Here is a 22,302-nt window from a genome sequence, read left to right as displayed (position 1 = left end):
TCATTCCAATGGGGTTGCCGCCGCAGGGCGGCAGGCAGGCCCACTGGAATGGCATCGTGTTCTGAATTGCTCTCCGCCGCAGTCTGGTAGAGCGCTACCAGCTATTAAAAAAGGAGCTGAACATGAGCATTTTCAACAAAGTCACAAAGACCTTCCAATGGGGCGACAAGACCGTCGTCATGGAAACCGGCGAAATCGCACGCCAAGCCTCTGGCGCCGTGCTGGTGAACATTGATGACACCGTGGTGCTGGCCACCGTGGTGGCATCCAAGGGCGCCAAGCCCGGCCAGGACTTCTTCCCCCTGACGGTGGATTACATCGAGAAGACCTACGCCGCCGGCAAGATCCCCGGCAGCTTCTTCAAGCGCGAAGCGAAGCCCAGCGAGCACGAAACGCTGACCAGCCGCCTGATCGATCGCCCGATCCGCCCGCTGTTCCCCGAGGGTTTCTTCAACGAAGTGCATGTGGTGATCCACACGGTGTCGCTGAATCCCGAAGTGGATGCTGACATCGCTGCCCTCATCGCCACCAGTGCGGCGCTGGCCATCTCCGGTATCCCGTTCAACGGCCCCATCGGCGCCGCACGCGTGGGCTACATCAATGGCGAATACGTGCTCAACCCCGGCCAGACGGCGCGCAAGAGCTCGCAGATGGATCTGGTCGTGGCCGGCACCGAAGCCGCGGTGCTGATGGTCGAATCCGAAGCCCAGCAACTGTCCGAAGAAATCATGCTCGGCGCCGTGGTGTTTGGCCATGAGCAAGGCAATGTGGCCATCAACGCCATTCATGAACTGGTGCGCGATGCTGGCAAGCCCGTGTGGCAGTGGGAAGCGCCCGCCAAGGACGAAGCCCTGATCGCCAAGGTGGTTGCGCTGGCCGACGACAAGCTGCGCGCCGCCTACCAGATCCGCAACAAGCAGGCCCGCACCCAGGCCTGCCGCGAGTCCTACGCCGCCGTGATGGCCGCGCTCAAGGCCGATGGCGTCGAGTTCGATGCCGTGAAGGTCGAAGGCATGCTGTTCGACATCGAGGCGGGCATCGTGCGCAGCCAGATCCTGGCCGGCGAGCCCCGCATCGACGGCCGCGACACGCGCACTGTGCGCCCCATCGAAATCCGCAGCAGCGTGCTGCCGCGCGCCCATGGCTCGTCGCTGTTCACGCGTGGCGAAACCCAGGCGCTGGTCGTGACCACGCTGGGTACCGAGCGCGATGCGCAGCGCATCGACGCCCTGGCTGGCGAGTACGAAGACCGCTTCATGATGCACTACAACATGCCTCCCTTCGCCACGGGCGAAGTGGGCCGCATGGGTTCGACCAAGCGCCGCGAAATCGGCCACGGCCGCCTTGCCAAGCGTGCCCTGGTGGCTGTGCTGCCCACCAAGGAAGAATTTCCCTACACCATGCGCGTGGTGTCGGAAATCACCGAATCCAATGGCTCTTCGTCCATGGCTTCGGTCTGCGGCGGCTGCCTGTCCATGATGGACGCCGGCGTGCCCATGAAGGCCCACGTGGCGGGTATCGCCATGGGCCTGATCAAGGATGCCAACCGCTTCGCTGTGCTGACCGACATCCTGGGTGATGAGGATCACCTGGGCGACATGGACTTCAAGGTGGCGGGTACCACCGGCGGCATCACCGCGCTGCAGATGGACATCAAGATCCAGGGCATCACCAAGGAGATCATGCAGGTCGCCCTGGCGCAGGCCAAGGAAGCACGCATGCACATCCTGGGCAAGATGCAGGAAGCCATGGGCGAAGCCAAGACCGAGGTGTCCACCTTCGCGCCCAAGCTCTACACCATGAAGATCAACCCCGAGAAGATCCGCGACGTGATCGGCAAGGGCGGCGCCGTGATCCGTGCGTTGACCGAGGAAACGGGCTGCCAGATCAACATCGAGGAAGACGGCACCATCACCATCGCGGCCACCGACGCTGCCAAGGCGGACGAAGCCAAGAAGCGCATCGAGCAGATCACGGCCGAGGTCGAGATCGGCAAGATCTACGAAGGTCCCGTGACCAAGATCCTGGACTTCGGCGCGCTGATCAACCTGCTGCCCGGCAAGGATGGCCTGCTGCACATCAGCCAGATCGCCCACGAGCGTGTCGAGAAGGTGTCCGACTACCTGGCCGAAGGCCAGATCGTGAAGGTCAAGGTCATGGAGACCGATGAGAAGGGCCGCATCAAACTGTCGATGAAGGTGCTGGCCGACCGCCCGGCGGGTGGCAGCGATCGTCCTGCTCCCGCGGAGCGCGGTGACCGTGAGCCTCGCCGTGACCAAGGGCGCGACGGCGGCCGCCAGCCGGCGGAGCAGCAACAACAACAGCAATCTCTGCCTTCGGACAACGGTTCCGGGCAGATCGTGGGCTGAGTTGGTGATTTGCTATTGATTTTGTAGCTGCTGGCGCCTGTGAAAAGGGCGTTGGCAATCAAAATCACTCAAACAAACCAACCAACTGTCCAAGGAATAGCAACATGCGTGCTGTCGAGGTCACATCCTTTGGTGGGCCGGAGGTGTTGCAGCTGGGGGAACGCCCCATGCCGCAGCCGGGCGCCGGCGAGTTGCTGATCCGTGTTGCCGCCAGCGGGATCAACCGCCCTGACGTGCTGCAGCGACTGGGGCACTATGCTCCGCCGCCCGGCACCTCGGACCTGCCGGGCCTGGAGGTCGCGGGCGTGGTGGAGTCGGGTGATCCTGCTGCCATGGCGCAGGCGGGCATTGGCGTGGGCGACCGCGTCTGTGCCTTGGTGGCGGGCGGGGGGTATGCGCAGTGGTGCGTGGCACCTGTCGCGCAGTGCCTGCCCGTGCCCGAGGGCTTGAGCGACGTCGAGGCGGCATCGTTGCCGGAAACGTTCTTTACCGTGTGGAGCAACGTCTTCGACCGGGGGCGTCTGCAGGCGGGCGAAAGCCTGCTGGTCCAGGGGGGCACCAGCGGCATTGGCGTGACTGCCATACAGCTGGCGCGGGCGTTCGGAGCGACCGTCATTGCCACGGCGGGCAGCGACGACAAGTGCGCGGCCTGTCTGCAGTTGGGGGCCCACCATGCCATCAACTACAAGACGCAGGACTTCGTGGCGGAAGCAAAGCGCATCACGCAGGCCAAGGGCGTGGACGTGGTGCTGGACATGGTCGCTGGCGACTATGTGGCGCGCGAGGTGGAGTGCGTGGCCGAAGACGGGCGCATCGTCATCATCGCGGTGCAGGGTGGTGTCAAGAGTGACTTCAATGCGGGCCTGGTGCTGCGGCGCCGGCTTACCATCACGGGTTCCACCCTGCGCCCGCGTCCCGTGGCATTCAAGGGCGCCATCGCCCGCGCGTTGCGCGAGCATGTGTGGCCCTTGCTGGCGCAGGGGAGGGTGCGTCCCGTCATCCACAGCACGTTTGCCGCGGCGGATGCCGCCAAGGCCCATGCCCTGATGGAGTCGAACCAGCACATCGGCAAGATTGTTTTGACGTGGTGACCATGAACAGCAAGAAAAAACTCATCGCAGGCAACTGGAAGATGAACGGCAGCCTGGCTGCCAACGATGCCTTGTTGAAAGGCATCATTGCCGGCCTTGAGGGCGCGGCCTGCGACGTCGCTGTCGCCGTGCCTGCTCCGTATCTGGCGCAGGCGCAGTCCGTCGCGTTCGGATCCGTGGTGGCGATTGCCGCCCAGGATGTGTCGCAGCACGATGCAGGGGCGTACACCGGCGAGGTCTCGGCTGCCATGCTGAAGGAATTTGGCGTGCGCTATGCGCTGGTGGGGCACTCGGAGCGCCGCCAGTACCATGGGGAAACCGATGTCGCCGTTGCCGAAAAGGCGCAGCGGGCACTGGCCGCGGGCATCACGCCCATTGTCTGTGTCGGCGAGACCCTGCAGGAGCGCGAGGCCGGCCAGACCGAGGCCGTGGTCAAGCGCCAGCTGGCGGCGGTGATCCATCTCAATGGCCATTGCATCAGCGAAGTGGTGGTGGCATACGAACCGGTCTGGGCGATCGGCACGGGCCGCACGGCCACGCCCGAACAGGCGCAGGCCGTGCACGCGGTGCTGCGTGCGCAGCTGTCTGCGGCCAGCGAGCACGCCGACCGCATCCGCCTGCTGTACGGCGGCAGCATGAATGCCGTCAATGCGGCGCAATTGCTTGCGCAGCCTGACATCGATGGCGGCCTCGTCGGGGGGGCATCGCTGAAGGTGCCCGATTTCCTGCAAATTATTGCGGCTGCCCGTTGAGGCGGCCCTTCCAGCTATTCAATCAGGAGTGAACAGAGAATGAACGTGATCGTGAATGTGGTTTTGGCGGTGCAGATGCTGACGGCCCTGGGGATGATTGGCCTGATCCTTGTCCAGCATGGCAAGGGTGCGGACATGGGGGCGGCATTTGGCAGCGGCAGTTCCGGAAGCCTGTTCGGCGCCAGCGGCAGTGCCAATTTCCTGTCGCGCACCACGGCAGTCCTGGCTGCGGTGTTTTTTGTCGCAACGCTGGCGTTGGCCTACTTTGGCAATGCGCGTCCCGCCAGTTCGGGCAGCGTGCTGGAAAGCCCGGCTGCTGCAGTGCCCGCGGGTGCTCCTGCGGCCTCGGCTTCGGATGCTGTTGTGGCTCCTGCGGTGCCCGCTTCAGGCGCCGCGCAGATCCCCACCAAATAATCTGCACTAAATTGGGCTTCGTAAGCCGAAGCAGGGTTTTTCCGGAGTAGAATTCTGGATTGTCTGGAAAGCCAAAACCGCAAGGTTCCTCATGCCATCCAGATGCAAAAAACAGCCGTCGTGGTGAAATTGGTAGACACGCTATCTTGAGGGGGTAGTGGCGAAAGCTGTGCGAGTTCGAGTCTCGCCGACGGCACCAAAACAAAGGCCTGCCTGCATGACCCGGCTCGGGTCCTGACGGGCAAGGCCACAGCGGTGAGCACATCCTCAAGATGAACCTCGATCAGTACCTCCCCGTCCTTTTGTTCATCTTGGTCGGCATCGCCGTCGGCGTTGTCCCCCTTGTCCTCGGCTACATACTGGGCCCCAACCGCCCGGATGCCGCGAAGAACTCCCCCTACGAATGTGGCTTTGAAGCCTTCGAGGATGCGCGCATGAAGTTTGACGTGCGCTACTACCTCGTGGCCATTCTCTTCATTCTTTTCGATCTCGAAATCGCATTTCTCTTCCCATGGGCGGTGACGCTGCATGAGGTGGGTATCGCCGGCTTCGTGGCCGTCGTGATTTTCCTGGCCATCCTGGTCGTGGGCTTTGCCTACGAGTGGAAAAAGGGTGCCCTGGATTGGGAATGAGCGGGCCTCAACAAGGATGATGCAATGATTGAAGGCGTGATGAAGGAAGGCTTCATCACCACGAGCTATGACTCCGTGGTGAATTGGGCCAAGACGGGCTCTCTGTGGCCCATGACTTTTGGCCTGGCGTGCTGTGCGGTGGAGATGATGCATGCCGCCGCCGCGCGCTATGACATCGGCCGCTTCGGTGCGGAGGTGTTTCGTGCCAGCCCCCGCCAGTCCGATCTGATGATCGTGGCCGGCACGCTGTGCAACAAGATGGCGCCCGCCCTGCGCAAGGTGTACGACCAGATGTCGGAGCCCCGTTGGGTGCTGTCGATGGGTTCGTGCGCCAACGGCGGCGGCTACTACCACTACAGCTATTCCGTGGTGCGCGGCTGCGACCGCATCGTGCCCGTGGACGTGTACGTGCCCGGCTGCCCGCCCACTGCCGAAGCGCTGATCTACGGGATCATCCAGCTGCAGCAGAAGATACGCCGCACCAACACCATTGCTCGCGTCTGAAGGGTTGATGATGACTGCTGTTGCCATTTGGCCCGAAAACCTCAAAGACAACATTGCCGCGGCGTTGGGCGCGAAAGTGCGCCAGATCACGGTGGCCCTGGATGAGGTCACGGTGGTCGTTGCCGCCGCCGACTACCTCGATGCCATGCGCCTCCTGCGTGATGCGGAGGGTTGCCGTTTCGAACAGCTGATCGATTTGTGCGGCGTGGACTATTCCGCCTATGCAGACGCAGTGAACGAGGGAGCCCGCTATTGTGTGGTCTCGCACCTGCTGTCCGTGAGCCTGAACCAGCGCCTGCGCGTGAAGGTGTTCTGCGCGGATGACGATTTCCCTGTGGTGGCTTCGGTCTCCGATCTCTGGAACTCGGCCAACTGGTACGAGCGCGAGGCGTTCGACCTTTTTGGCATCGTGTTCGACGGCCACAACGACCTGCGCCGCATCCTGACCGACTACGGCTTCATCGGCCACCCCTTCCGCAAGGACTTCCCGCTGTCCGGCCACGTCGAGATGCGCTACGACGCAGAGCAGCGCCGGGTGGTCTACGAGCCGGTGTCGATCGAGCCGCGCGAGATCACGCCGCGCATCATCCGCGAAGACAAGTACGGAGGCCTGCACTAAGGCGCCCCGCGCCCCACGTGACCCACCATGGCTGAAATCAAGAACTACTCCCTGAACTTCGGACCGCAGCACCCTGCAGCGCACGGCGTGTTGCGCCTGGTGCTCGAGCTCGACGGCGAAGTCGTCCAGCGTGCCGACCCGCACATCGGCCTGCTGCACCGCGCCACCGAAAAGCTGGCCGAGCACAAGACCTACATCCAGTCGCTGCCCTACATGGACCGCCTGGACTACGTGTCCATGATGTGCAACGAGCACGCCTACTGCCTGGCCATCGAAAAGCTGCTGGGCCTGGAAGTGCCTGTCCGCGCCCAGTACATCCGCGTGATGTTCTCCGAGATCACGCGCCTGCTGAACCACCTGATGTGGCTGGGTTCGCACGGCAACGACTGCGGCAGCTCCACCATCCTGATCTACACCTTCCGCGAGCGCGAAGACCTGTTTGACATGTACGAAGCCGTCTCCGGCGCGCGCATGCACGCGGCGTACTTCCGTCCGGGCGGCGTGTACCGCGACCTGCCGGATTCCATGCCGCAGTACAAGGTCAGCAAGATCAAGAACGCCAAGGCCCTGGAGGCCATGAACAAGAACCGCCAAGGTTCCATGCTCGACTTCATCGACGACTTCACGCAGCGCTTCCCCGCCTGTGTGGATGAGTACGAAACCCTGCTGACCGACAACCGCATCTGGAAGCAGCGCACCGTCGGCATCGGCGTGGTGCCCCCGGAGCGCGCGCTGAACCTGGGCATGACCGGCCCCATGCTGCGGGGCTCAGGCATTGCCTGGGACCTGCGCAAGACGCAGCCCTACGACGTCTATGACCGCATGGACTTCGACGTGCCCGTGGGCAAGACGGGTGACTGCTACGACCGCTACCTCGTGCGCGTGCAGGAAATGCGCGAGTCCAACCGCATCATCAAGCAGTGCGTGGACTGGCTGCGTGCCAATCCCGGCCCGGTCATCACCGACAACCACAAGGTGGCTGCGCCCGACCGTGAATCCATGAAGTCCAACATGGAAGAGCTGATCCACCATTTCAAGCTCTTCACCGAAGGTTTCCATGTGCCCGAGGGCGAGGCCTATGCCGCCGTCGAGCATCCCAAGGGCGAGTTCGGCATCTACCTGGTGAGTGACGGGGCCAACAAGCCCTACCGCCTGAAGATCCGTGCGCCGGGCTTCGCCCACTTGGCCACGCTCGATGAAATGGCCCGCGGCCACATGATCGCCGACGCGGTGGCCATCATCGGCACCATGGATATCGTGTTCGGAGAGATTGACCGATGAGTACGACCGAATCGAAGAACCAGACCGCTGGCGCCACCGCCATCACCGAGACGACGCTTGCCCGTTTTGCGCGCGAAGTCGCCAAGTACCCCCCCGAGCAGAAGCAGTCGGCCGTGATGGCCTGCCTGTCCATCGTGCAGCAGGAGCAGGGCTGGGTCAGTGTCGAGAGCGAGGCCGTGATCGCCGAGTACCTCGGCATGGCCCAGATCGCGGTGCACGAAGTCACCACGTTCTACAACATGTACAACCAGCAGCCGACGGGCAAGTACAAGCTCAACGTCTGCACCAACCTGCCTTGCCAGCTGCGCGACGGCCAGAAGGCGCTGCACCACCTCGAGAAGAAGCTCGGCGTGGCCATGGGCGAGACCACTTCCGACGGCCTGTTCACGCTGCAGCAGTGCGAATGCCTGGGTGCCTGTGCCGATGCGCCCGTGATGCTGGTCAACGACCGCACCATGTGCAGTTTCATGGACAACGACAAGCTTGACCAGCTTGTGGATGGCCTGCGCGCTGCGGAAGGACAAGCATGACCACCGCCGCACAGATCCTCTCGCAGTTCCAGGCCACCGGCGTCCAGACCTGCTTCCACGACCGCCACATCAACCCGCAGATCTATGCGGGCCTGGACGGCACGAACTGGAGCCTCAAGGACTACGAAGCGCGTGGCGGCTACGCCGCGCTGCGCAAGATCCTGGCGCAGGGCGAAGGCGAAGGCCTCACCCAGGACCAGGTGATCGCCACCGTCAAGGAATCGGGCCTGCGCGGCCGTGGCGGCGCGGGCTTCCCCACCGGCCTCAAGTGGAGCTTCATGCCCCGCTCGTTCCCGGGCCAGAAGTACCTGGTGTGCAACTCCGACGAAGGCGAGCCGGGCACCTGCAAGGACCGCGACATCCTGCAGTTCAACCCGCACATCGTCATCGAGGGCATGATCATCGCGGCTTACGCGATGGGCATCTCCGTGGGCTATAACTACATCCACGGCGAAATCTTCCAGACCTACGACCGTTTTGAAGAAGCGCTTGAAGAGGCACGCGCCGCAGGCTACCTGGGCGACAAGATCCTGGGCAGCAACTTCAGCTTCCAGCTGCATGCCGCGCACGGCTTCGGCGCCTATATCTGCGGCGAAGAGACCGCGCTGCTCGAATCGCTGGAAGGCAAGAAGGGCCAGCCGCGCTTCAAGCCGCCGTTCCCGGCCAGCTTCGGCCTGTACGGCAAGCCCACCACCATCAATAACACCGAGACCTTCGCGGCCGTGCCGTGGATCATCCGCAACGGCGGTGCTGCCTATCTTGAATGCGGCAAGCCCAACAACGGCGGCACCAAGATCTTCTCGGTCTCGGGCGACGTGGAAAAGCCCGGCAACTACGAAGTGCCCCTGGGCACGCCCTTCGCCAAGCTGCTCGAACTCGCTGGTGGCGTGCGCAAGGGCCGCCAGCTCAAGGCCGTGATTCCCGGCGGCTCGTCCGCACCGGTGCTGCCGGCTTCCATCATCATGGAATGCACGATGGACTACGACTCCATCGCCAAGGCCGGCTCCATGCTGGGCTCGGGCGCGGTCATCGTGATGGACGACTCCCGCAGCATGGTCGAGAGCCTGCTGCGCCTGTCCTATTTTTACTCGCACGAGTCCTGCGGCCAGTGCACGCCGTGCCGCGAAGGCACGGGCTGGATGTGGCGCGTGATCGACCGGATCCAGCATGGCCAGGGGCGCGATGGCGACCTGAACCTGCTCAATTCGGTGGCGGACAACATCCAGGGCCGCACCATTTGCGCACTGGGTGACGCAGCGGCCATGCCGGTGCGCGCCATGATCAAGCACTTCCGTCCGGAATTCGAAGCGCTGATCCGCCAAGAGAAGACCCCGCAGGCTTCCGCCTCCGCCTGATCGCGAGAAACGCATATGGTTGAAATCGAACTCGACGGGCAGAAGGTAGAAGTCGCCGAAGGCTGCATGGTGATGCATGCAGCCGAAAAGGCCGGCACCTACATTCCCCATTTCTGCTATCACAAGAAGCTCTCCATCGCCGCCAATTGCCGCATGTGCCTGGTGGACGTGGAGAAGGCCCCCAAGCCCATGCCCGCCTGCGCCACGCCGGTCACGCAGGGCATGATCGTGCGCACCAAGAGCGACAAGGCCATCAAGGCCCAGCAGTCGGTCATGGAATTCCTGCTGATCAACCACCCGCTGGATTGCCCCATCTGCGACCAGGGCGGCGAGTGCCAGCTGCAGGATCTGGCCGTGGGCTACGGCGGTTCCTCCTCGCGCTACGAGGAAGAAAAGCGCGTGGTCTTCCACAAGGATGTGGGCCCGCTGATCTCCATGGAGGAGATGAGCCGCTGCATCCACTGCACTCGCTGCGTGCGCTTCGGCCAGGAAGTCGCCGGCGTGATGGAACTCGGGATGATCCACCGCGGCGAGCACTCCGAGATCACCACCGTGGCGGGCGATACCGTGGATTCCGAGCTGTCGGGCAACATGATCGACATCTGCCCCGTGGGCGCGCTCACGAGCAAGCCGTTCCGCTACAGCGCCCGCACCTGGGAACTGTCGCGCCGCCGCTCCGTCAGCCCGCACGACTCCACCGGTGCCAACCTCATCGTGCAGGTCAAGAACCACAAGGTCATGCGTGTCGTTCCGTTCGAGAACGAAGCCGTCAACGAATGCTGGATCGCCGACCGTGATCGCTTCTCGTACGAATCGCTCAACAGCGACGAGCGGCTGACCCAGCCCATGCTCAAGCAGGGCGGTGTCTGGAAGACCGTCGACTGGCAGACCGCGCTCGAATACGTGGCCAACGGCTTGAAGAACATCAAGAACGACCATGGTGCCCACAGCATCGGTGCTCTGGTGAGCCCGCACAGCACGGTCGAAGAGCTGTACCTGGCTGGCGCGCTGGTGCGTGGTCTGGGCAGCGACAACATCGACTATCGCCTGCGCAACGCCGAGTTCGCCGCGCCCGAAGGCATTCGCTGGCTCGGTACGTCCATCGCCACGCTGTCCACGCTGCAGCGCGTCCTGGTGGTGGGCTCCAACCTGCGCAAGGACCATCCGCTGTTCGCGCAGCGCATCCGCCAGGCTGCGCGCCAAGGCTGCCAGGTCAGCGTGGTCGACTCGGCCCTGGTCGATTGGGCCATGCCCGTGAAGCACTCCCTGCTGCAAGGCGCCGGTCAGTGGCTGCAGGCGCTGGGCACCATCGCCGCTGCCGTGGCACAGGAAAAGGGCACGGCCGCACCCGCAGGTTCCGGTGATCCCACCGAAGCCTCCCTGGTCATCGCCCGCTCATTGCTGGGCGGCGAACGCAAGGCCGTACTGCTGGGCAATGCCGCAGCGCACCATGCCCAGGCAACCCAGCTGCTGGCGCTTGCCAACTGGATTGGTGAACAAACCGGGGCAACCGTCGGCTACCTGACGGAAGCCGCCAACACCGTGGGTGCGCAATTCGCCGGCGCCCATCCCGTGAACGGAGGCCTGAATGCAGGCCAGATGCTGGCGGGTGGACTGAAGGCGGCCTTGCTGCTCAATACCGAGCCTGTCCATGACTCTGCAGCCGGCCTGCAGGCCGCCACGGCCCTGGGAGGGGCGGAGATGGTGGTGACCTTGAGCCCGTTCAAGGCCAATATGGAATTCAGTGATGTGCTGCTGCCGGTGGCGCCGTTCACGGAAACCTCGGGCAGCTTCATCAATGCGGAAGGCCGCCTGCAGGGTTTCCATGCCGTGGTGCGTCCTCTGGGCGATACCCGTCCGGCCTGGAAGGTGCTGCGCGTGCTGGCCAATCTGCTGGGCGTGCCGGGTTTTGATTTCGAGACGTCGCAGGATGTGCTGGCCCGCGCCACGAATGCGCCTGCTGGCACCTTCGCGCAGGTCCCGGCCGCTCAATTGTCGAATGCCGTGAGCGCTGCTGTCCCTGTCGCCACCGCAGTGGTGGGCGAGCCCGTGGTGGCCTCGATCTATCAACTGGACGGCCTGGTGCGCCGTTCCACGTCGCTGCAGCTGACCGCCGACGCGCGCTTGGCACGCGAAGGAGTGGCAGCATGATCGACGCGATCTACAACGCGGGCCTGAACCTGCTTTCCTTTGGCTGGTGGACCGGAGTGGTCTGGCCGGTGCTCTGGATCCTGCTCAAGATCGTCTGCATTCTGGCGCCCCTGATGGGGGCGGTGGCCTATCTCACGCTGTGGGAGCGCAAGCTCCTGGGCTTCATGCAGGTGCGCCATGGCCCCAACCGGGTCGGCCCGCTCGGGTTGCTGCAACCCATCGCGGACGCCTTGAAGCTGCTGACCAAGGAAATCATTCAGCCTACTGCCGCCAGCAAAGGGCTCTTCGTGCTGGGGCCGGTCATGGCGATCATGCCCGCGCTGGCTGCCTGGGTGGCGATTCCGTTCGGCCCGGACGTGGCATTGGCCAATGTCAACGCCGGCCTGCTGCTGGTGATGGCCATTACCTCCATCGAGGTGTACGGCGTGATCATTGCCGGCTGGGCATCGAACTCCAAGTACGCCTTCCTGGGCGCACTGCGGGCGTCCGCGCAGATGGTGAGCTATGAAATCGCCATGGGTTTTTGCTTCCTGGTGGTGATCATGGTTTCGGGCAGCATGAACCTGACCGAGATCGTGATGTCCCAGTCCCGCGGCATGGCCTCTAACATGGGCCTGGGCTTCCTGTCCTGGAACTGGTTGCCATTGCTGCCCATCTTCCTGGTCTACCTGATCTCGGGTGTGGCTGAGACGAACCGCCATCCGTTCGACGTGGTGGAAGGCGAAGCCGAAATCGTGGCGGGCCACATGGTGGAGTACTCCGGCATGGGTTTCGCGATCTTCTTCCTGGCGGAATACGCGAGCATGTGGCTGGTGTCCATCCTGGCCGCCCTCATGTTCCTGGGCGGCTGGCTGCCTCCGGTGGATTTCCTCTCGTTCATTCCCGGCTGGATCTGGCTCGGGATCAAGACATTCCTTGTGGTGTCCATGTTCATCTGGATCCGGGCGACTTTCCCCCGCTTCCGTTATGACCAGATCATGCGTCTGGGTTGGAAGATCTTCATTCCGGTCACGCTGGTGTGGCTGCTGATCGTCGGCGGGTGGTTGCTCTCGCCTTGGAATATCTGGAAATAAGCGGGGACACAAATGACTGCTGTTGCTGCTGCTGCACCTTTCTCGTTCAAGGATTTCTTCAAGAGCTTCATGCTCGTGGAACTGCTCAAGGGCATGGCCCTCACGGGGCGCTACGCCTTTCGCCGCAAGGTGACCGTGCAGTTCCCAGAAGAGAAGACCCCCTTGTCGCCACGTTTTCGTGGCCTGCACGCCTTGCGCCGTTATGAGAATGGCGAAGAGCGCTGCATCGCCTGCAAGCTGTGCGAGGCCGTGTGCCCCGCCATGGCCATCACCATTGAGTCGGACGTGCGCGACGATGGCTCCCGCCGCACCACGCGCTACGACATCGACCTGACCAAGTGCATCTTCTGCGGCTTCTGCGAAGAAAGCTGCCCGGTGGACTCGATCGTCGAGACGCACATTTTTGAGTACCACGGCGAAAAGCGTGGCGATCTGTATTTCACGAAGGACATGCTCCTGGCCGTGGGCGACCGGTACGAAGGTGAAATCGCGGCAGCCAAGGCTGCGGACGCCAAGTACCGCTGAGCGGTGCTGGGTTCAGCCTCTTTGCCAGACTTTCTATAAAGACCCGATTCATGGACGCCAAGACAGGTTTCTTCTACCTCTTCTCGGTCGTGCTGCTGTTCGCAGCCTTCCGGGTGATCACCGCGCGCAATCCCGTGCACGCGGTGCTCTACCTCATCCTCGCGTTCTCGCAGGCCGCCGCCGTCTGGCTGCTGCTCAAGGCCGAGTTCCTGGCCATTGCGCTCGTGCTGGTGTACCTGGGCGCGGTGATGGTGCTTTTCCTCTTCGTCGTGATGATGCTGGACATCCACATCGACACGGTGCGCAAGGGGTTCTGGAAGCACTTTCCCCTGGCCGCCACGGTGGGCGCACTGATCGCGCTCGAAATGGCCGCGGTGCTGATGGGTGGCTTCCGGGGCATGGATGAGCCCAAGGCTGTCGCCACGGCGGTGAATGCGGCGGGCCAGGTCGTCCAGTATTCGAACACCAAGGCGCTGGGCAAGCTGCTCTACACCGAGTATCTCTATCCCGTGGAAATCGCGGCCGTGATCCTGCTGGTGGCGATGATTGCCGCCATTGCCCTGACGCTGCGCCAGCGCAAGGACAGCAAGGCGATCAATCCGTCCGTACAGATCCGCGTGCGCGCCAGCGACCGCCTCGAAGTGGTCAAGGTTGTCGCCACCCAGAAGGCTGAGGCGCCAGCGCCTGCAGAGGCTGTCGCCGAGGAGAAAAAAGCATGACGCTGACATTGGGCCACTTTCTCTCGCTGGGTGCGATGCTGTTCGCGCTGGCGGTGATCGGCATCTTCCTCAATCGCAAGAACCTGATTGTGCTGCTGATGGCGATCGAGTTGATGCTGCTCGCGGTCAACATGAACTTCGTGGCGTTCTCCCACTACCTGGGCGACATGCATGGACAGGTGTTCGTGTTCTTCATCCTGACCGTGGCAGCGGCCGAATCGGCGATCGGCCTGGCCATCCTGGTGCTGTTGTTCCGCAACAAGTCCAGCATCAACGCGGAAGACCTCAACACCCTCAAGGGTTGATGAGCCACCTGTATTCCCAAGGTTCTCAAGAATGAGTCAAACCCTCTCTGCTTCAACGCTCCTGGCCGTGCCGCTGGCTCCGCTGGCGGGCGCCTTGCTGGCCGGCATCTTCGGTACGACCTTTGGTGGTAACTGGATTGGCCGCCGCCTAAGCCACACCCTGACCATCCTGGGCGTGCTCGTGGCCTTCGTCCTGTCGGCCATGACGCTCAAGAGTGTTGCGCTGGATGGCGCCCGTTTCAACGAAACGCTGTACACCTGGATGGTGGTCGGCGGCCTCAAGATGGAAGTCGGCTTCCTGATCGACAGCCTCACGGCCATGATGATGGTGGTGGTGACCTTCGTGTCGCTGATGGTGCACATCTACACGATCGGCTACATGGAAGAGGACGACGGCTACAACCGCTTCTTCGCGTACATCTCCCTGTTCACGTTCTCCATGCTCATGCTGGTCATGAGCAACAACCTGCTGCAGCTGTTCTTCGGCTGGGAAGCCGTGGGCTTGGTGTCCTACCTGCTGATCGGTTTCTGGTTCAACAAGCCCAGCGCGATCTTCGCCAACATGAAGGCCTTCCTGGTCAACCGCGTGGGGGACTTCGGCTTCATCCTGGGCATCGGCCTCATCGCGGCCTACGCAGGCACGCTGAACTACGGCGAAGTGTTTGCCAAGTCGGGTGAGCTCGGCGGCCTGGCTTTCCCCGGCACCGACTGGATGCTGATCACCGTGATCTGCATCTGCCTGTTCATCGGTGCGATGGGCAAGTCCGCCCAGTTCCCGCTGCACGTCTGGCTGCCCGACTCGATGGAAGGCCCGACCCCCATCTCGGCACTGATCCACGCGGCCACCATGGTGACGGCCGGCATCTTCATGGTGGCGCGCATGTCGCCCCTGTTCGAGCTGTCGGATACCGCCCTGAACTTCATCCTGGTGATCGGGGCCATCACGGCGCTGTTCATGGGTTTCCTGGGCATCATCCAGAACGACATCAAGCGCGTGGTGGCCTACTCCACGCTGTCGCAGCTCGGGTACATGACCGTGGCGCTGGGTGCGTCGGCCTATTCGGTCGCCGTGTTCCACCTGATGACCCACGCGTTCTTCAAGGCGCTGCTGTTCCTCGGTGCCGGCTCGGTCATCATGGGCATGCACCACAACCAGGACATCCGCTGGATGGGCGGCGTGCGCAAGTACATGCCCATCACCTGGATCACCTCGCTGCTGGGTTCGCTCGCGCTGATCGGCACCCCGCTGTTCGCGGGCTTCTATTCCAAGGACAGCATCATCGAGGCGGTCCATTTCAGCCATCTGCCCGCGGCCGGTTTTGCGCACTTCGCCGTGCTGGCGGGTGTATTCATCACGGCGTTCTATTCGTTCCGCATGTACTTCCTGGTTTTCCATGGCAAGGAGCGCTACGACCAGAATCCTGATGCGCACCATGATGACCACCATGGCCATGACGATCACCATCACGAGCCCCACGAATCGCCCTGGGTGGTGACCGTGCCTCTGGTGCTGCTGGCCATTCCGTCGGTGGTGGTGGGTTTCATGTTCATCCAGCCCATGCTGTTCGGCGACTTCTTCAAGAACGTGATCTTTGTCGATGCGGTCAAGCATCCGGCTATGGCGAAACTGGCTGAAATTTTCCACGGTCCGGTGGCCATGGCGGTGCACGGACTGCAGACCGCGCCGTTCTGGCTGGCGCTCGCTGGCGTGGTTGCTTCGTACTACATGTACATGGTCAACCCCGCGCTGCCGGCCGGCATCAAGGCCCGCGTGCAGCCCCTGTACACGCTGCTGGAGAACAAGTACTACCTCGACTGGATCAACGAGAACATCCTGGCCCGCGGCGCGCGTGCCCTGGGCGTCGGCCTGTGGAAGGGTGGCGATCAGGCCATCATCGACGGGGCCCTCGTGAATGGCTCCTGGAAGCTGGTGCGCGGGGTTTCCGGCATCGTCCGCTGGATGCAGTCGGGCTTCATCTTCCACTATGCGCTGGTGATGATTCTGGGTGTCTTCGCATTGATGACCTGGTTTGTCTGGGGCGATGCTTTCTTGCAGCTCATCAAATAAGGAAAACAACAAATGGGTCTGTTGAGTCTTGCAATCTGGACACCGATTGCCTTCGGTGTGCTGCTGCTGGCCATTGGGCGGGATGAGCATGCCCGCGCGGTGCGGTGGCTGGCGCTGGTCGGGGCCGTGATCGGCTTCCTGGTGACCTTGCCCCTGTACGATGGCTTCAAGCTGGGCACGGCGGCGATGCAGTTTGTCGAGAAGGCCGCCTGGATCGAGCGCTTCAATGTCCACTACCACCTGGGCGTGGATGGCATTTCGTTCTGGTTCGTGCCGCTGACGGCTTTCATCACCGTCATCGTGGTGGTGGCTTCCTGGGAATCCATCACCGAGCGCGTGAACCAGTACATGGGCGCGTTCCTGATCCTGTCAGGCCTCATGGTCGGAGTGTTCACGGCGCTGGACGGCATGCTGTTCTACGTGTTCTTCGAAGCCACGCTGATCCCCATGTACCTGATCATCGGGATCTGGGGCGGCCCCAACAAGATCTACGCGGCGTTCAAGTTCTTCCTGTACACGCTGCTTGGCTCGCTGCTGATGCTGATCGCGCTGATCTTCCTGTACAACCAGTCGGGTGGCAGCTTCGACATCGCGACGTGGCACCAGCTGCCATTGAGCGGCCGCGCGCAGACGCTGCTGTTCTTCGCCTTCTTCGCGGCCTTCGCCGTGAAGGTGCCCATGTGGCCAGTGCATACCTGGCTGCCCGATGTGCACGTGGAAGCCCCCACCGGCGGCTCGGCGGTGCTGGCCGCCATCATGCTCAAGCTCGGTGCCTACGGTTTCCTGCGGTTTTCGATGCCCATCGCTCCCGACGCTTCGCGCGAATGGGCGTGGCTGATGATCGCGCTGTCGCTGATCGCGGTGATCTATGTGGGCCTGGTGGCCATGGTCCAGAAGGACATGAAGAAGCTGGTGGCCTACTCGTCGGTGGCGCACATGGGCTTCGTGACCCTGGGTTTTTTCATCTTCAACGACCTGGGCGTCTCCGGCGGCCTGGTGCAGATGATTGCCCACGGCTTCGTCTCGGGTGCCATGTTCCTGTCCATCGGCGTGCTGTACGACCGCGTGCACTCGCGTGAAATCGCGGCCTACGGCGGCGTGGTCAACACCATGCCCAACTTCACGGCCTTCGCGCTGCTGTTCGCCATGGCCAACTGCGGCCTTCCGGGCACCGCCGGTTTCGTCGGCGAATGGATGGTGATCCTGGGGGCCGTCAAGGCCAACTTCTGGATCGGCCTAGCAGCCGCCACGGCGTTGATTTTTGGCGCCGCCTACACGCTGTGGATGTTCAAGCGGGTGTACCTGGGACCTGTCGGCAACGACAACGTCAAGGGCCTTACCGATATCGACAGCCGCGAGTTCCTGGTGCTTGCACTGCTGGGCATCGCCGTGCTGGCCATGGGCTTGTACCCGCGCCCCTTCACCGATGTGATGGACACCTCGGTGGCCGAACTGCTCAAGCATGTCGCGCTGTCCAAGCTGAACTGACCAGACTGAACTGAGAGATTCGAGATGATTGACAACATCAGCTGGCTCGCGATTTACCCCGAAATCGTGCTATTGACCATGGCCTGCGTGATCGCGCTGGTCGATCTGGGCGTGCACAGCGCACGCCGCACGGGCACCTATGTGCTGACCCTGCTCACGCTGGCCGTGGTGGCGGCATTGCAGGCCATGTACGCCAGCAGCGGCAACACCTTCTACGGCTTTGGCAACATGGTGGTCAGCGACGCCATGGGCAACTGGCTCAAGTGCTTCGCCACCGTGGCGATGATGATCACGCTGGTCTACGGCCGTCCCTATGCGGCGGACCGCGGCATGATGCGTGGCGGCGAGATGTTCACGCTGTCGATGTTTGCGCTGCTGGGCATGTTCATCATGATCTCGGGCAACAACTTCCTCGTGATCTACCTGGGCCTGGAACTCCTGACCCTGTCGAGCTACGCCCTGGTGGCCTTGCGCCGCGACAACGCCACGGCGACGGAAGCGGCGATGAAGTACTTCGTGCTCGGCGCCATGGCCAGCGGTTTCCTGCTGTACGGCCTGTCCATGATCTACGGTGCCACGGGTTCGCTCGACATCGGCCAGGTGTTCAAGGCGGTCAATTCGGGCCAGATCCGCCATCAGGTGCTGGTCTTCGGCCTGGTGTTCGTGGTGGCTGGCCTGGCCTTCAAGCTGGGCGTGGTGCCGTTCCACATGTGGATTCCCGACGTGTACCAGGGTGCCCCCACGGCCGTCACGCTCATGATCGGTGGTGCGCCCAAGCTGGCAGCCTTCGCGATCACGATCCGCCTGCTGGTGGACGGCCTGCTGCCCCTGGCCATCGACTGGCAGCAGATGCTCGCGGTGCTGGCCATCGGCTCGCTGCTCGTGGGCAACCTGGCCGCCATCGCGCAGACCAACCTCAAGCGCATGCTGGCCTACTCCACGATCTCGCAGATGGGCTTCGTGCTGCTGGGCCTGATGTCGGGTGTGGTGAATGGCAATGTGGATGCCACGGCCGTCGAGAACGCCTACAGCGCCTCCATGTTCTATGTGGTGACCTATGTGCTCACCACGCTGGCCGCGTTCGGCGTGATCCTGCTGCTGGCGCGCGAGGGCTTCGAGAGCGAAGAAATCTCGGACTTTGCGGGCCTGAACCAGCGCAGCCCCCTGTATGCGGGCGTGATGGCGGTCTGCCTGTTCTCCATGGCCGGCATTCCCCCGCTGGTGGGTTTCTACGCCAAGCTGGCGGTGCTGCAGGCGCTGGTGGCCTCCGGCCAGGGCCTGTACATCGCGATGGCGGTGTTCGCCGTGATGATGTCGCTGATTGGCGCCTTCTACTACCTGCGGGTGGTGAAGGTCATGTACTTCGACGCCCCGCTGACGGCTTCGAACGTATCGGCGCCCGTGGACGTCCGCGTGGTACTGACGCTCAACGGTGCACTTCTTCTGGTGCTGGGCCTTCTGCCCGGCGGTCTGATGGCGCTGTGCGCGGACGCTGTCGTGCGCGCGCTGGCGACCTGAGCGCCTCGCCGCTCTCGTTCGTTCCTGTGTCTGTTACCGGGTCCGTCTGGCTGGTCATCGTGGCGGCCTTCATCGCCGCCAACCTGCCGTTTGTGAACCACCGCTGGCTGGTGGTGGGGCCCGTTGCCGGGCAGCGCAAGCCGCTCGTCGGCCGGCTGGCTGAGCTCCTCCTGCTGTATGTCCTGGTCGGTGGCCTCGCGCTCTTGCTGGAGCGCCGCGCAGGGCAGATCGCGCCGCAAGGCTGGGAGTTCTATGCCATCACCGGGACGCTGTTTCTCACGCTGGCCTTTCCAGGTTTTGTCTACCGGTACCTGCTGCGCCGCCACGGGTGACGGCCGGCGCGTTCAGGTGTTGCCATGAAGGTGCTTGATCTCCAATGCCGGCTCGGCCATGTCTTTGAAGGCTGGTTTGGATCGGAGGATGATTTCCAGGGCCAGAAACAGCGCGGGCTGGTGCAATGCCCCCTGTGCGCAGACGCCCACATTGAAAAGCGCCTGAGCGCTCCGCGCTTGAATCTGGGCGCGCGAGATCCAGCGGTCGCCACACCCACCGTGACAACGCCGTCTCCCGTGCCCGGAGCCGGAGGGGCGCCGGCCGATGCCGGCGTGCTTGCGCCCGCGCTGCAGGCCGCCTGGCTGGAGCTGGCCCGCAAGATCGTCGCCAGCACCGAGGATGTGGGAGGGCGTTTTGCCCAGGAAGCCCGCCGCATGCACCATGGCGAGGTGCAGGAGCGTGCGATTCGTGGTCATGCCACCCCCGACGAGGCCCTGGAGTTGCTGGAGGAGGGCATTGCCGTCCTGCCCCTGGCATTGCCCGCGGCGGCCAAGGAAACCCTTCAATAGCCTTCCCGGCGCTGCCTGGCCGCCGATATGTTATGACCATTTTGGTCGCAAACGCTTGATGCGCAAGCGCAATAAGCTATTGTATTTGTAGCGATCTCCTGAAGCCTGTGAAGCTCCGCCCGTGCCCCGGGGAGCCGGTGCTACACCGTGAACTGCAATGCCGCCAAGCGGGCATAGACGCCGCCTTGCGCCAGCAGGGCCGTGTGGGTGCCCTGCTCGACGATGCGCCCATGGTCCAGTACCACGATGCGGTCCGCGTTCTGCACGGTGGCCAGCCGGTGGGCAATGACCAGCGTGGTGCGGCGGCCTGTGTGGCGCTGCATGGCGGTGTCCAGGGCCGCCTGGACCATGCGCTCGCTCTCGGCGTCCAGCGCGCTGGTGGCCTCGTCCAGCAGCAGCAGTGGCGGGTTCTTGAGCATGGCCCTGGCGATGGCAATGCGCTGGCGCTGGCCGCCTGACAGGCGCACGCCGCGCTCTCCCAGGAAGGTGGCATACCCTTGCGGCAGCGCGGTGATGAAGTCGTGCGCGAACGCGGCGCGCGTGGCGGCCACCACCTCCTCGTCCGTCGCGTCGGGGCGCCCATAGCGGATGTTGTCCATCGCGGAGGCCGAGAAAATCACCGCGTCCTGTGGCACGGTGCCCGTGTGCGAGCGCAGGGCCTTGAGCCGCAGCGTGCGGATGTCCACGCCATTGAGACGGATGCGCCCCTGCGGGACGCCGTCGGCATCGGAGTCCACGTCGTAAAAGCGCTGCAGCAGCTGGAACACGGTGGTCTTGCCCGCGCCGCTGGCGCCCACCAGCGCCACCGTTTCGCCGGGCGCCAGGCGCAGGGAAAAGTCGTGCAGGGCGGGTTGATCGGGGCGCGAGGGGTAGTGGAACTGCACCTGCTCGAACTCCACCTCCAGGCCGCGTTCGGAGAGCGGAAGTTCCTGGGGCTCGTCCGGGTCCGCCACGGGGGAGCGGCTCCCCAGCAGCTCCATCAGCCGCTCCGTGGCGCCCGCGGCGCGCAGCAGGTCGCCGTAGACCTCGCCCAGCACTGCCACGGCGCCGGCCAGCAGGATCACGTACACCACGGTCTGCCCCAGATGGCCGGCGGTCATCTTGCCAGCCAGCACGGCTTCCGTGCCGCGGTACAGGCCCCACAGCAGCAGCGCGGCGTTGGCAATGATGATGAAGGCCACCAGAAGGGCCCGGGCACGGGTGCGCTTGATGGCGACCTGGAACGCATTTTCGGTGGCCTGCATGAAGCGGGCGGACTCGCGGGGCTCGGCCGCGTAGCTCTGCACCACCGGCACGGCGTTGAGCACTTCCGCCGCGATGGCGCTCGAGTCCGCCACCCGGTCCTGGCTGTCGCGCGACAGGCGCCGCACCCTGCGCCCGATCCACATGGTGGGCAGCACCACCAGCACCACGGCCAGCAGCACGACCGACATGACATAGGGATTGGTCCACACCAGCATGGCCAGCGCGCCCACGCCCATGACGGCATTGCGCAGGCCCATGGACAAGGACGAACCGACCACGGTCTGGACGAGCGTCGTGTCGGCGGTCAGGCGCGACAGCACTTCCCCGGTCTGCGTGGTTTCAAAAAACTGGGGGCTTTGGCGCAGCACATGGCTGTACACGGCGTCGCGCAGGTCCGCGGTCACGCGCTCGCCCAGCCAGCTCACCATGTAGAAGCGCGCGGCGGAGAACACCCCCAGCGCCACGGCCACGGCGAACAGGGCCTCGAAATGGTTGCGCAGCGCCATGGTCTGGGTCCCCTTGTCCGCGCTGACAAGGCCGCCGTCCACCAGGTTGCGCAAGGCCAGTGGAAACGCCAGGGTGGCGAGGGCCGCGAGCACCAGGAACACCACCGACAACGCGATGCGGGCCCGGTACGGCCGCAAAAATGGAAGCAGGCCTGTCAGGGAGCGGGGCGCCCCGCGGGCGGGTTGGGAGGGGGTGGAAGCCATGGATGCAGTGTAGGGGCCCATCCCCGGGCTCCGCACGCGGCGGGGCAATCTCCCAGGCCACGGGAATGTTTGCCAGAAGCGCGCCGGGCTGCCCATCCGCAGCCCTGCGGG

At 63.7% G+C, this 22,302-nt stretch carries 21 protein-coding genes and 1 tRNA gene; 21 read left to right on the top strand and 1 reads right to left on the bottom strand.

Features of this window, described 5'->3' with window-relative positions; genetic code table 11:
* The first annotated feature begins 122 nt into the window (after positions 1 to 122).
* From pnp to AC1RCS_RS06530, 21 genes are all read left to right on the top strand, one after another.
* Entirely contained in the window at positions 123 to 2,369 is a 2,247-nt protein-coding gene (gene pnp / locus AC1RCS_RS06630) for a polyribonucleotide nucleotidyltransferase (protein WP_492244101.1), read from the top strand.
* A 104-nt stretch (positions 2,370 to 2,473) separates the two neighbouring features.
* Positions 2,474 to 3,460: an NAD(P)H-quinone oxidoreductase gene (locus AC1RCS_RS06625; RefSeq protein ID WP_492244100.1), complete on the top strand. Its 987-nt coding sequence runs from the start codon at positions 2,474 to 2,476 to the stop codon at positions 3,458 to 3,460.
* Positions 3,461 to 3,462: 2 nt separating this feature from the next.
* Complete coding sequence (gene tpiA, locus AC1RCS_RS06620; RefSeq protein WP_492244099.1) at positions 3,463 to 4,212, top strand: triose-phosphate isomerase; 750 nt, start codon at positions 3,463 to 3,465, stop codon at positions 4,210 to 4,212.
* 39 nt (positions 4,213 to 4,251) lie between these two features.
* On the top strand, positions 4,252 to 4,626 hold the full coding sequence (secG, locus tag AC1RCS_RS06615) for a preprotein translocase subunit SecG (protein WP_218295517.1): 375 nt from the start codon (positions 4,252 to 4,254) through the stop codon (positions 4,624 to 4,626).
* A 114-nt stretch (positions 4,627 to 4,740) separates the two neighbouring features.
* Positions 4,741 to 4,825: transfer RNA gene (locus AC1RCS_RS06610), tRNA-Leu, on the top strand.
* Between the two features lie 73 nt (positions 4,826 to 4,898).
* Positions 4,899 to 5,258, top strand: a complete 360-nt coding sequence (locus AC1RCS_RS06605) for an NADH-quinone oxidoreductase subunit A (RefSeq protein WP_055393226.1) — start codon at positions 4,899 to 4,901, stop codon at positions 5,256 to 5,258.
* A 24-nt stretch (positions 5,259 to 5,282) separates the two neighbouring features.
* Entirely contained in the window at positions 5,283 to 5,762 is a 480-nt protein-coding gene (locus AC1RCS_RS06600; RefSeq protein ID WP_007849129.1) for a NuoB/complex I 20 kDa subunit family protein, read from the top strand.
* A 10-nt stretch (positions 5,763 to 5,772) separates the two neighbouring features.
* Complete coding sequence (locus AC1RCS_RS06595; RefSeq protein ID WP_492244098.1) at positions 5,773 to 6,381, top strand: NADH-quinone oxidoreductase subunit C; 609 nt, start codon at positions 5,773 to 5,775, stop codon at positions 6,379 to 6,381.
* Between the two features lie 27 nt (positions 6,382 to 6,408).
* The gene (locus AC1RCS_RS06590) at positions 6,409 to 7,662 is read left to right on the top strand and encodes an NADH-quinone oxidoreductase subunit D (protein WP_218295515.1); all 1,254 of its coding nucleotides are present in this window, start codon (positions 6,409 to 6,411) and stop codon (positions 7,660 to 7,662) included.
* Positions 7,659 to 8,192 (top strand): NADH-quinone oxidoreductase subunit NuoE, encoded by a 534-nt coding sequence (gene nuoE / locus AC1RCS_RS06585; protein WP_218340157.1) that lies wholly within the window; start codon positions 7,659 to 7,661, stop codon positions 8,190 to 8,192. Before AC1RCS_RS06590 ends, nuoE begins: the two co-directional genes overlap by 4 nt.
* On the top strand, positions 8,189 to 9,547 hold the full coding sequence (gene nuoF, locus AC1RCS_RS06580; RefSeq protein WP_218340158.1) for an NADH-quinone oxidoreductase subunit NuoF: 1,359 nt from the start codon (positions 8,189 to 8,191) through the stop codon (positions 9,545 to 9,547). The genes nuoE and nuoF overlap by 4 nt, the downstream gene beginning before the upstream one ends.
* A 15-nt stretch (positions 9,548 to 9,562) precedes the next feature.
* Entirely contained in the window at positions 9,563 to 11,698 is a 2,136-nt protein-coding gene (gene nuoG / locus AC1RCS_RS06575) for an NADH-quinone oxidoreductase subunit NuoG (protein WP_492244097.1), read from the top strand.
* The gene (nuoH, locus tag AC1RCS_RS06570; RefSeq protein WP_218295511.1) at positions 11,695 to 12,771 is read left to right on the top strand and encodes an NADH-quinone oxidoreductase subunit NuoH; all 1,077 of its coding nucleotides are present in this window, start codon (positions 11,695 to 11,697) and stop codon (positions 12,769 to 12,771) included. Before nuoG ends, nuoH begins: the two co-directional genes overlap by 4 nt.
* 12 nt (positions 12,772 to 12,783) lie before the next feature.
* Positions 12,784 to 13,296, top strand: coding sequence for an NADH-quinone oxidoreductase subunit NuoI (gene nuoI / locus AC1RCS_RS06565; RefSeq protein WP_218295510.1), 513 nt, complete (start codon positions 12,784 to 12,786; stop codon positions 13,294 to 13,296).
* A gap of 50 nt (positions 13,297 to 13,346) precedes the next feature.
* The gene (locus AC1RCS_RS06560; protein ID WP_218340160.1) at positions 13,347 to 14,015 is read left to right on the top strand and encodes an NADH-quinone oxidoreductase subunit J; all 669 of its coding nucleotides are present in this window, start codon (positions 13,347 to 13,349) and stop codon (positions 14,013 to 14,015) included.
* Entirely contained in the window at positions 14,012 to 14,320 is a 309-nt protein-coding gene (gene nuoK / locus AC1RCS_RS06555) for an NADH-quinone oxidoreductase subunit NuoK (protein WP_005793248.1), read from the top strand. Before AC1RCS_RS06560 ends, nuoK begins: the two co-directional genes overlap by 4 nt.
* A 31-nt stretch (positions 14,321 to 14,351) precedes the next feature.
* Positions 14,352 to 16,388, top strand: a complete 2,037-nt coding sequence (gene nuoL / locus AC1RCS_RS06550) for an NADH-quinone oxidoreductase subunit L (protein ID WP_369642956.1) — start codon at positions 14,352 to 14,354, stop codon at positions 16,386 to 16,388.
* A gap of 12 nt (positions 16,389 to 16,400) precedes the next feature.
* Positions 16,401 to 17,876 (top strand): NADH-quinone oxidoreductase subunit M, encoded by a 1,476-nt coding sequence (locus tag AC1RCS_RS06545; RefSeq protein ID WP_218295507.1) that lies wholly within the window; start codon positions 16,401 to 16,403, stop codon positions 17,874 to 17,876.
* A 24-nt stretch (positions 17,877 to 17,900) separates the two neighbouring features.
* Complete coding sequence (nuoN, locus tag AC1RCS_RS06540; protein ID WP_218295506.1) at positions 17,901 to 19,394, top strand: NADH-quinone oxidoreductase subunit NuoN; 1,494 nt, start codon at positions 17,901 to 17,903, stop codon at positions 19,392 to 19,394.
* 26 nt (positions 19,395 to 19,420) lie between these two features.
* Positions 19,421 to 19,726 (top strand): DUF2818 family protein, encoded by a 306-nt coding sequence (locus AC1RCS_RS06535; protein WP_218295505.1) that lies wholly within the window; start codon positions 19,421 to 19,423, stop codon positions 19,724 to 19,726.
* 24 nt (positions 19,727 to 19,750) lie between these two features.
* A complete protein-coding gene (locus AC1RCS_RS06530; RefSeq protein WP_492244096.1) occupies positions 19,751 to 20,236 on the top strand; it encodes a DUF1178 family protein in 486 nt (161 codons plus the stop codon).
* A gap of 140 nt (positions 20,237 to 20,376) precedes the next feature.
* Here AC1RCS_RS06530 and AC1RCS_RS06525 read toward each other — a convergent pair whose 3' ends face one another.
* Positions 20,377 to 22,191 carry an ABC transporter transmembrane domain-containing protein gene (locus AC1RCS_RS06525; protein WP_492244095.1) on the bottom strand — a complete coding sequence of 605 codons (1,815 nt, stop codon included), beginning with the start codon at positions 22,189 to 22,191 and terminating at the stop codon, positions 20,377 to 20,379.
* Positions 22,192 to 22,302: the final 111 nt, after the last annotated feature.

The organism is Acidovorax sp. GW823-FHT01C06 (assembly GCF_058798375.1).
This window is presented reverse-complemented; position numbering and strand designations above follow the sequence as displayed.

Bases quoted from the DNA above. Each gene is read 5' to 3' on its own strand.
- pnp (WP_492244101.1), top strand. From the start codon at position 123: ATGAGCATTTTCAACAAAGTCACAAAGACCTTCCAATGGGGCGACAAG.
- AC1RCS_RS06625 (WP_492244100.1), top strand. From the start codon at position 2,474: ATGCGTGCTGTCGAGGTCACATCCTTTGGTGGGCCGGAGGTGTTGCAG.
- tpiA (WP_492244099.1), top strand. From the start codon at position 3,463: ATGAACAGCAAGAAAAAACTCATCGCAGGCAACTGGAAGATGAACGGC.
- secG (WP_218295517.1), top strand. From the start codon at position 4,252: ATGAACGTGATCGTGAATGTGGTTTTGGCGGTGCAGATGCTGACGGCC.
- AC1RCS_RS06605 (WP_055393226.1), top strand. From the start codon at position 4,899: ATGAACCTCGATCAGTACCTCCCCGTCCTTTTGTTCATCTTGGTCGGC.
- AC1RCS_RS06600 (WP_007849129.1), top strand. From the start codon at position 5,283: ATGATTGAAGGCGTGATGAAGGAAGGCTTCATCACCACGAGCTATGAC.
- AC1RCS_RS06595 (WP_492244098.1), top strand. From the start codon at position 5,773: ATGACTGCTGTTGCCATTTGGCCCGAAAACCTCAAAGACAACATTGCC.
- AC1RCS_RS06590 (WP_218295515.1), top strand. From the start codon at position 6,409: ATGGCTGAAATCAAGAACTACTCCCTGAACTTCGGACCGCAGCACCCT.
- nuoE (WP_218340157.1), top strand. From the start codon at position 7,659: ATGAGTACGACCGAATCGAAGAACCAGACCGCTGGCGCCACCGCCATC.
- nuoF (WP_218340158.1), top strand. From the start codon at position 8,189: ATGACCACCGCCGCACAGATCCTCTCGCAGTTCCAGGCCACCGGCGTC.
- nuoG (WP_492244097.1), top strand. From the start codon at position 9,563: ATGGTTGAAATCGAACTCGACGGGCAGAAGGTAGAAGTCGCCGAAGGC.
- nuoH (WP_218295511.1), top strand. From the start codon at position 11,695: ATGATCGACGCGATCTACAACGCGGGCCTGAACCTGCTTTCCTTTGGC.
- nuoI (WP_218295510.1), top strand. From the start codon at position 12,784: ATGACTGCTGTTGCTGCTGCTGCACCTTTCTCGTTCAAGGATTTCTTC.
- AC1RCS_RS06560 (WP_218340160.1), top strand. From the start codon at position 13,347: ATGGACGCCAAGACAGGTTTCTTCTACCTCTTCTCGGTCGTGCTGCTG.
- nuoK (WP_005793248.1), top strand. From the start codon at position 14,012: ATGACGCTGACATTGGGCCACTTTCTCTCGCTGGGTGCGATGCTGTTC.
- nuoL (WP_369642956.1), top strand. From the start codon at position 14,352: ATGAGTCAAACCCTCTCTGCTTCAACGCTCCTGGCCGTGCCGCTGGCT.
- AC1RCS_RS06545 (WP_218295507.1), top strand. From the start codon at position 16,401: ATGGGTCTGTTGAGTCTTGCAATCTGGACACCGATTGCCTTCGGTGTG.
- nuoN (WP_218295506.1), top strand. From the start codon at position 17,901: ATGATTGACAACATCAGCTGGCTCGCGATTTACCCCGAAATCGTGCTA.
- AC1RCS_RS06530 (WP_492244096.1), top strand. From the start codon at position 19,751: ATGAAGGTGCTTGATCTCCAATGCCGGCTCGGCCATGTCTTTGAAGGC.
- AC1RCS_RS06525 (WP_492244095.1), bottom strand. From the start codon at position 22,191: ATGGCTTCCACCCCCTCCCAACCCGCCCGCGGGGCGCCCCGCTCCCTG.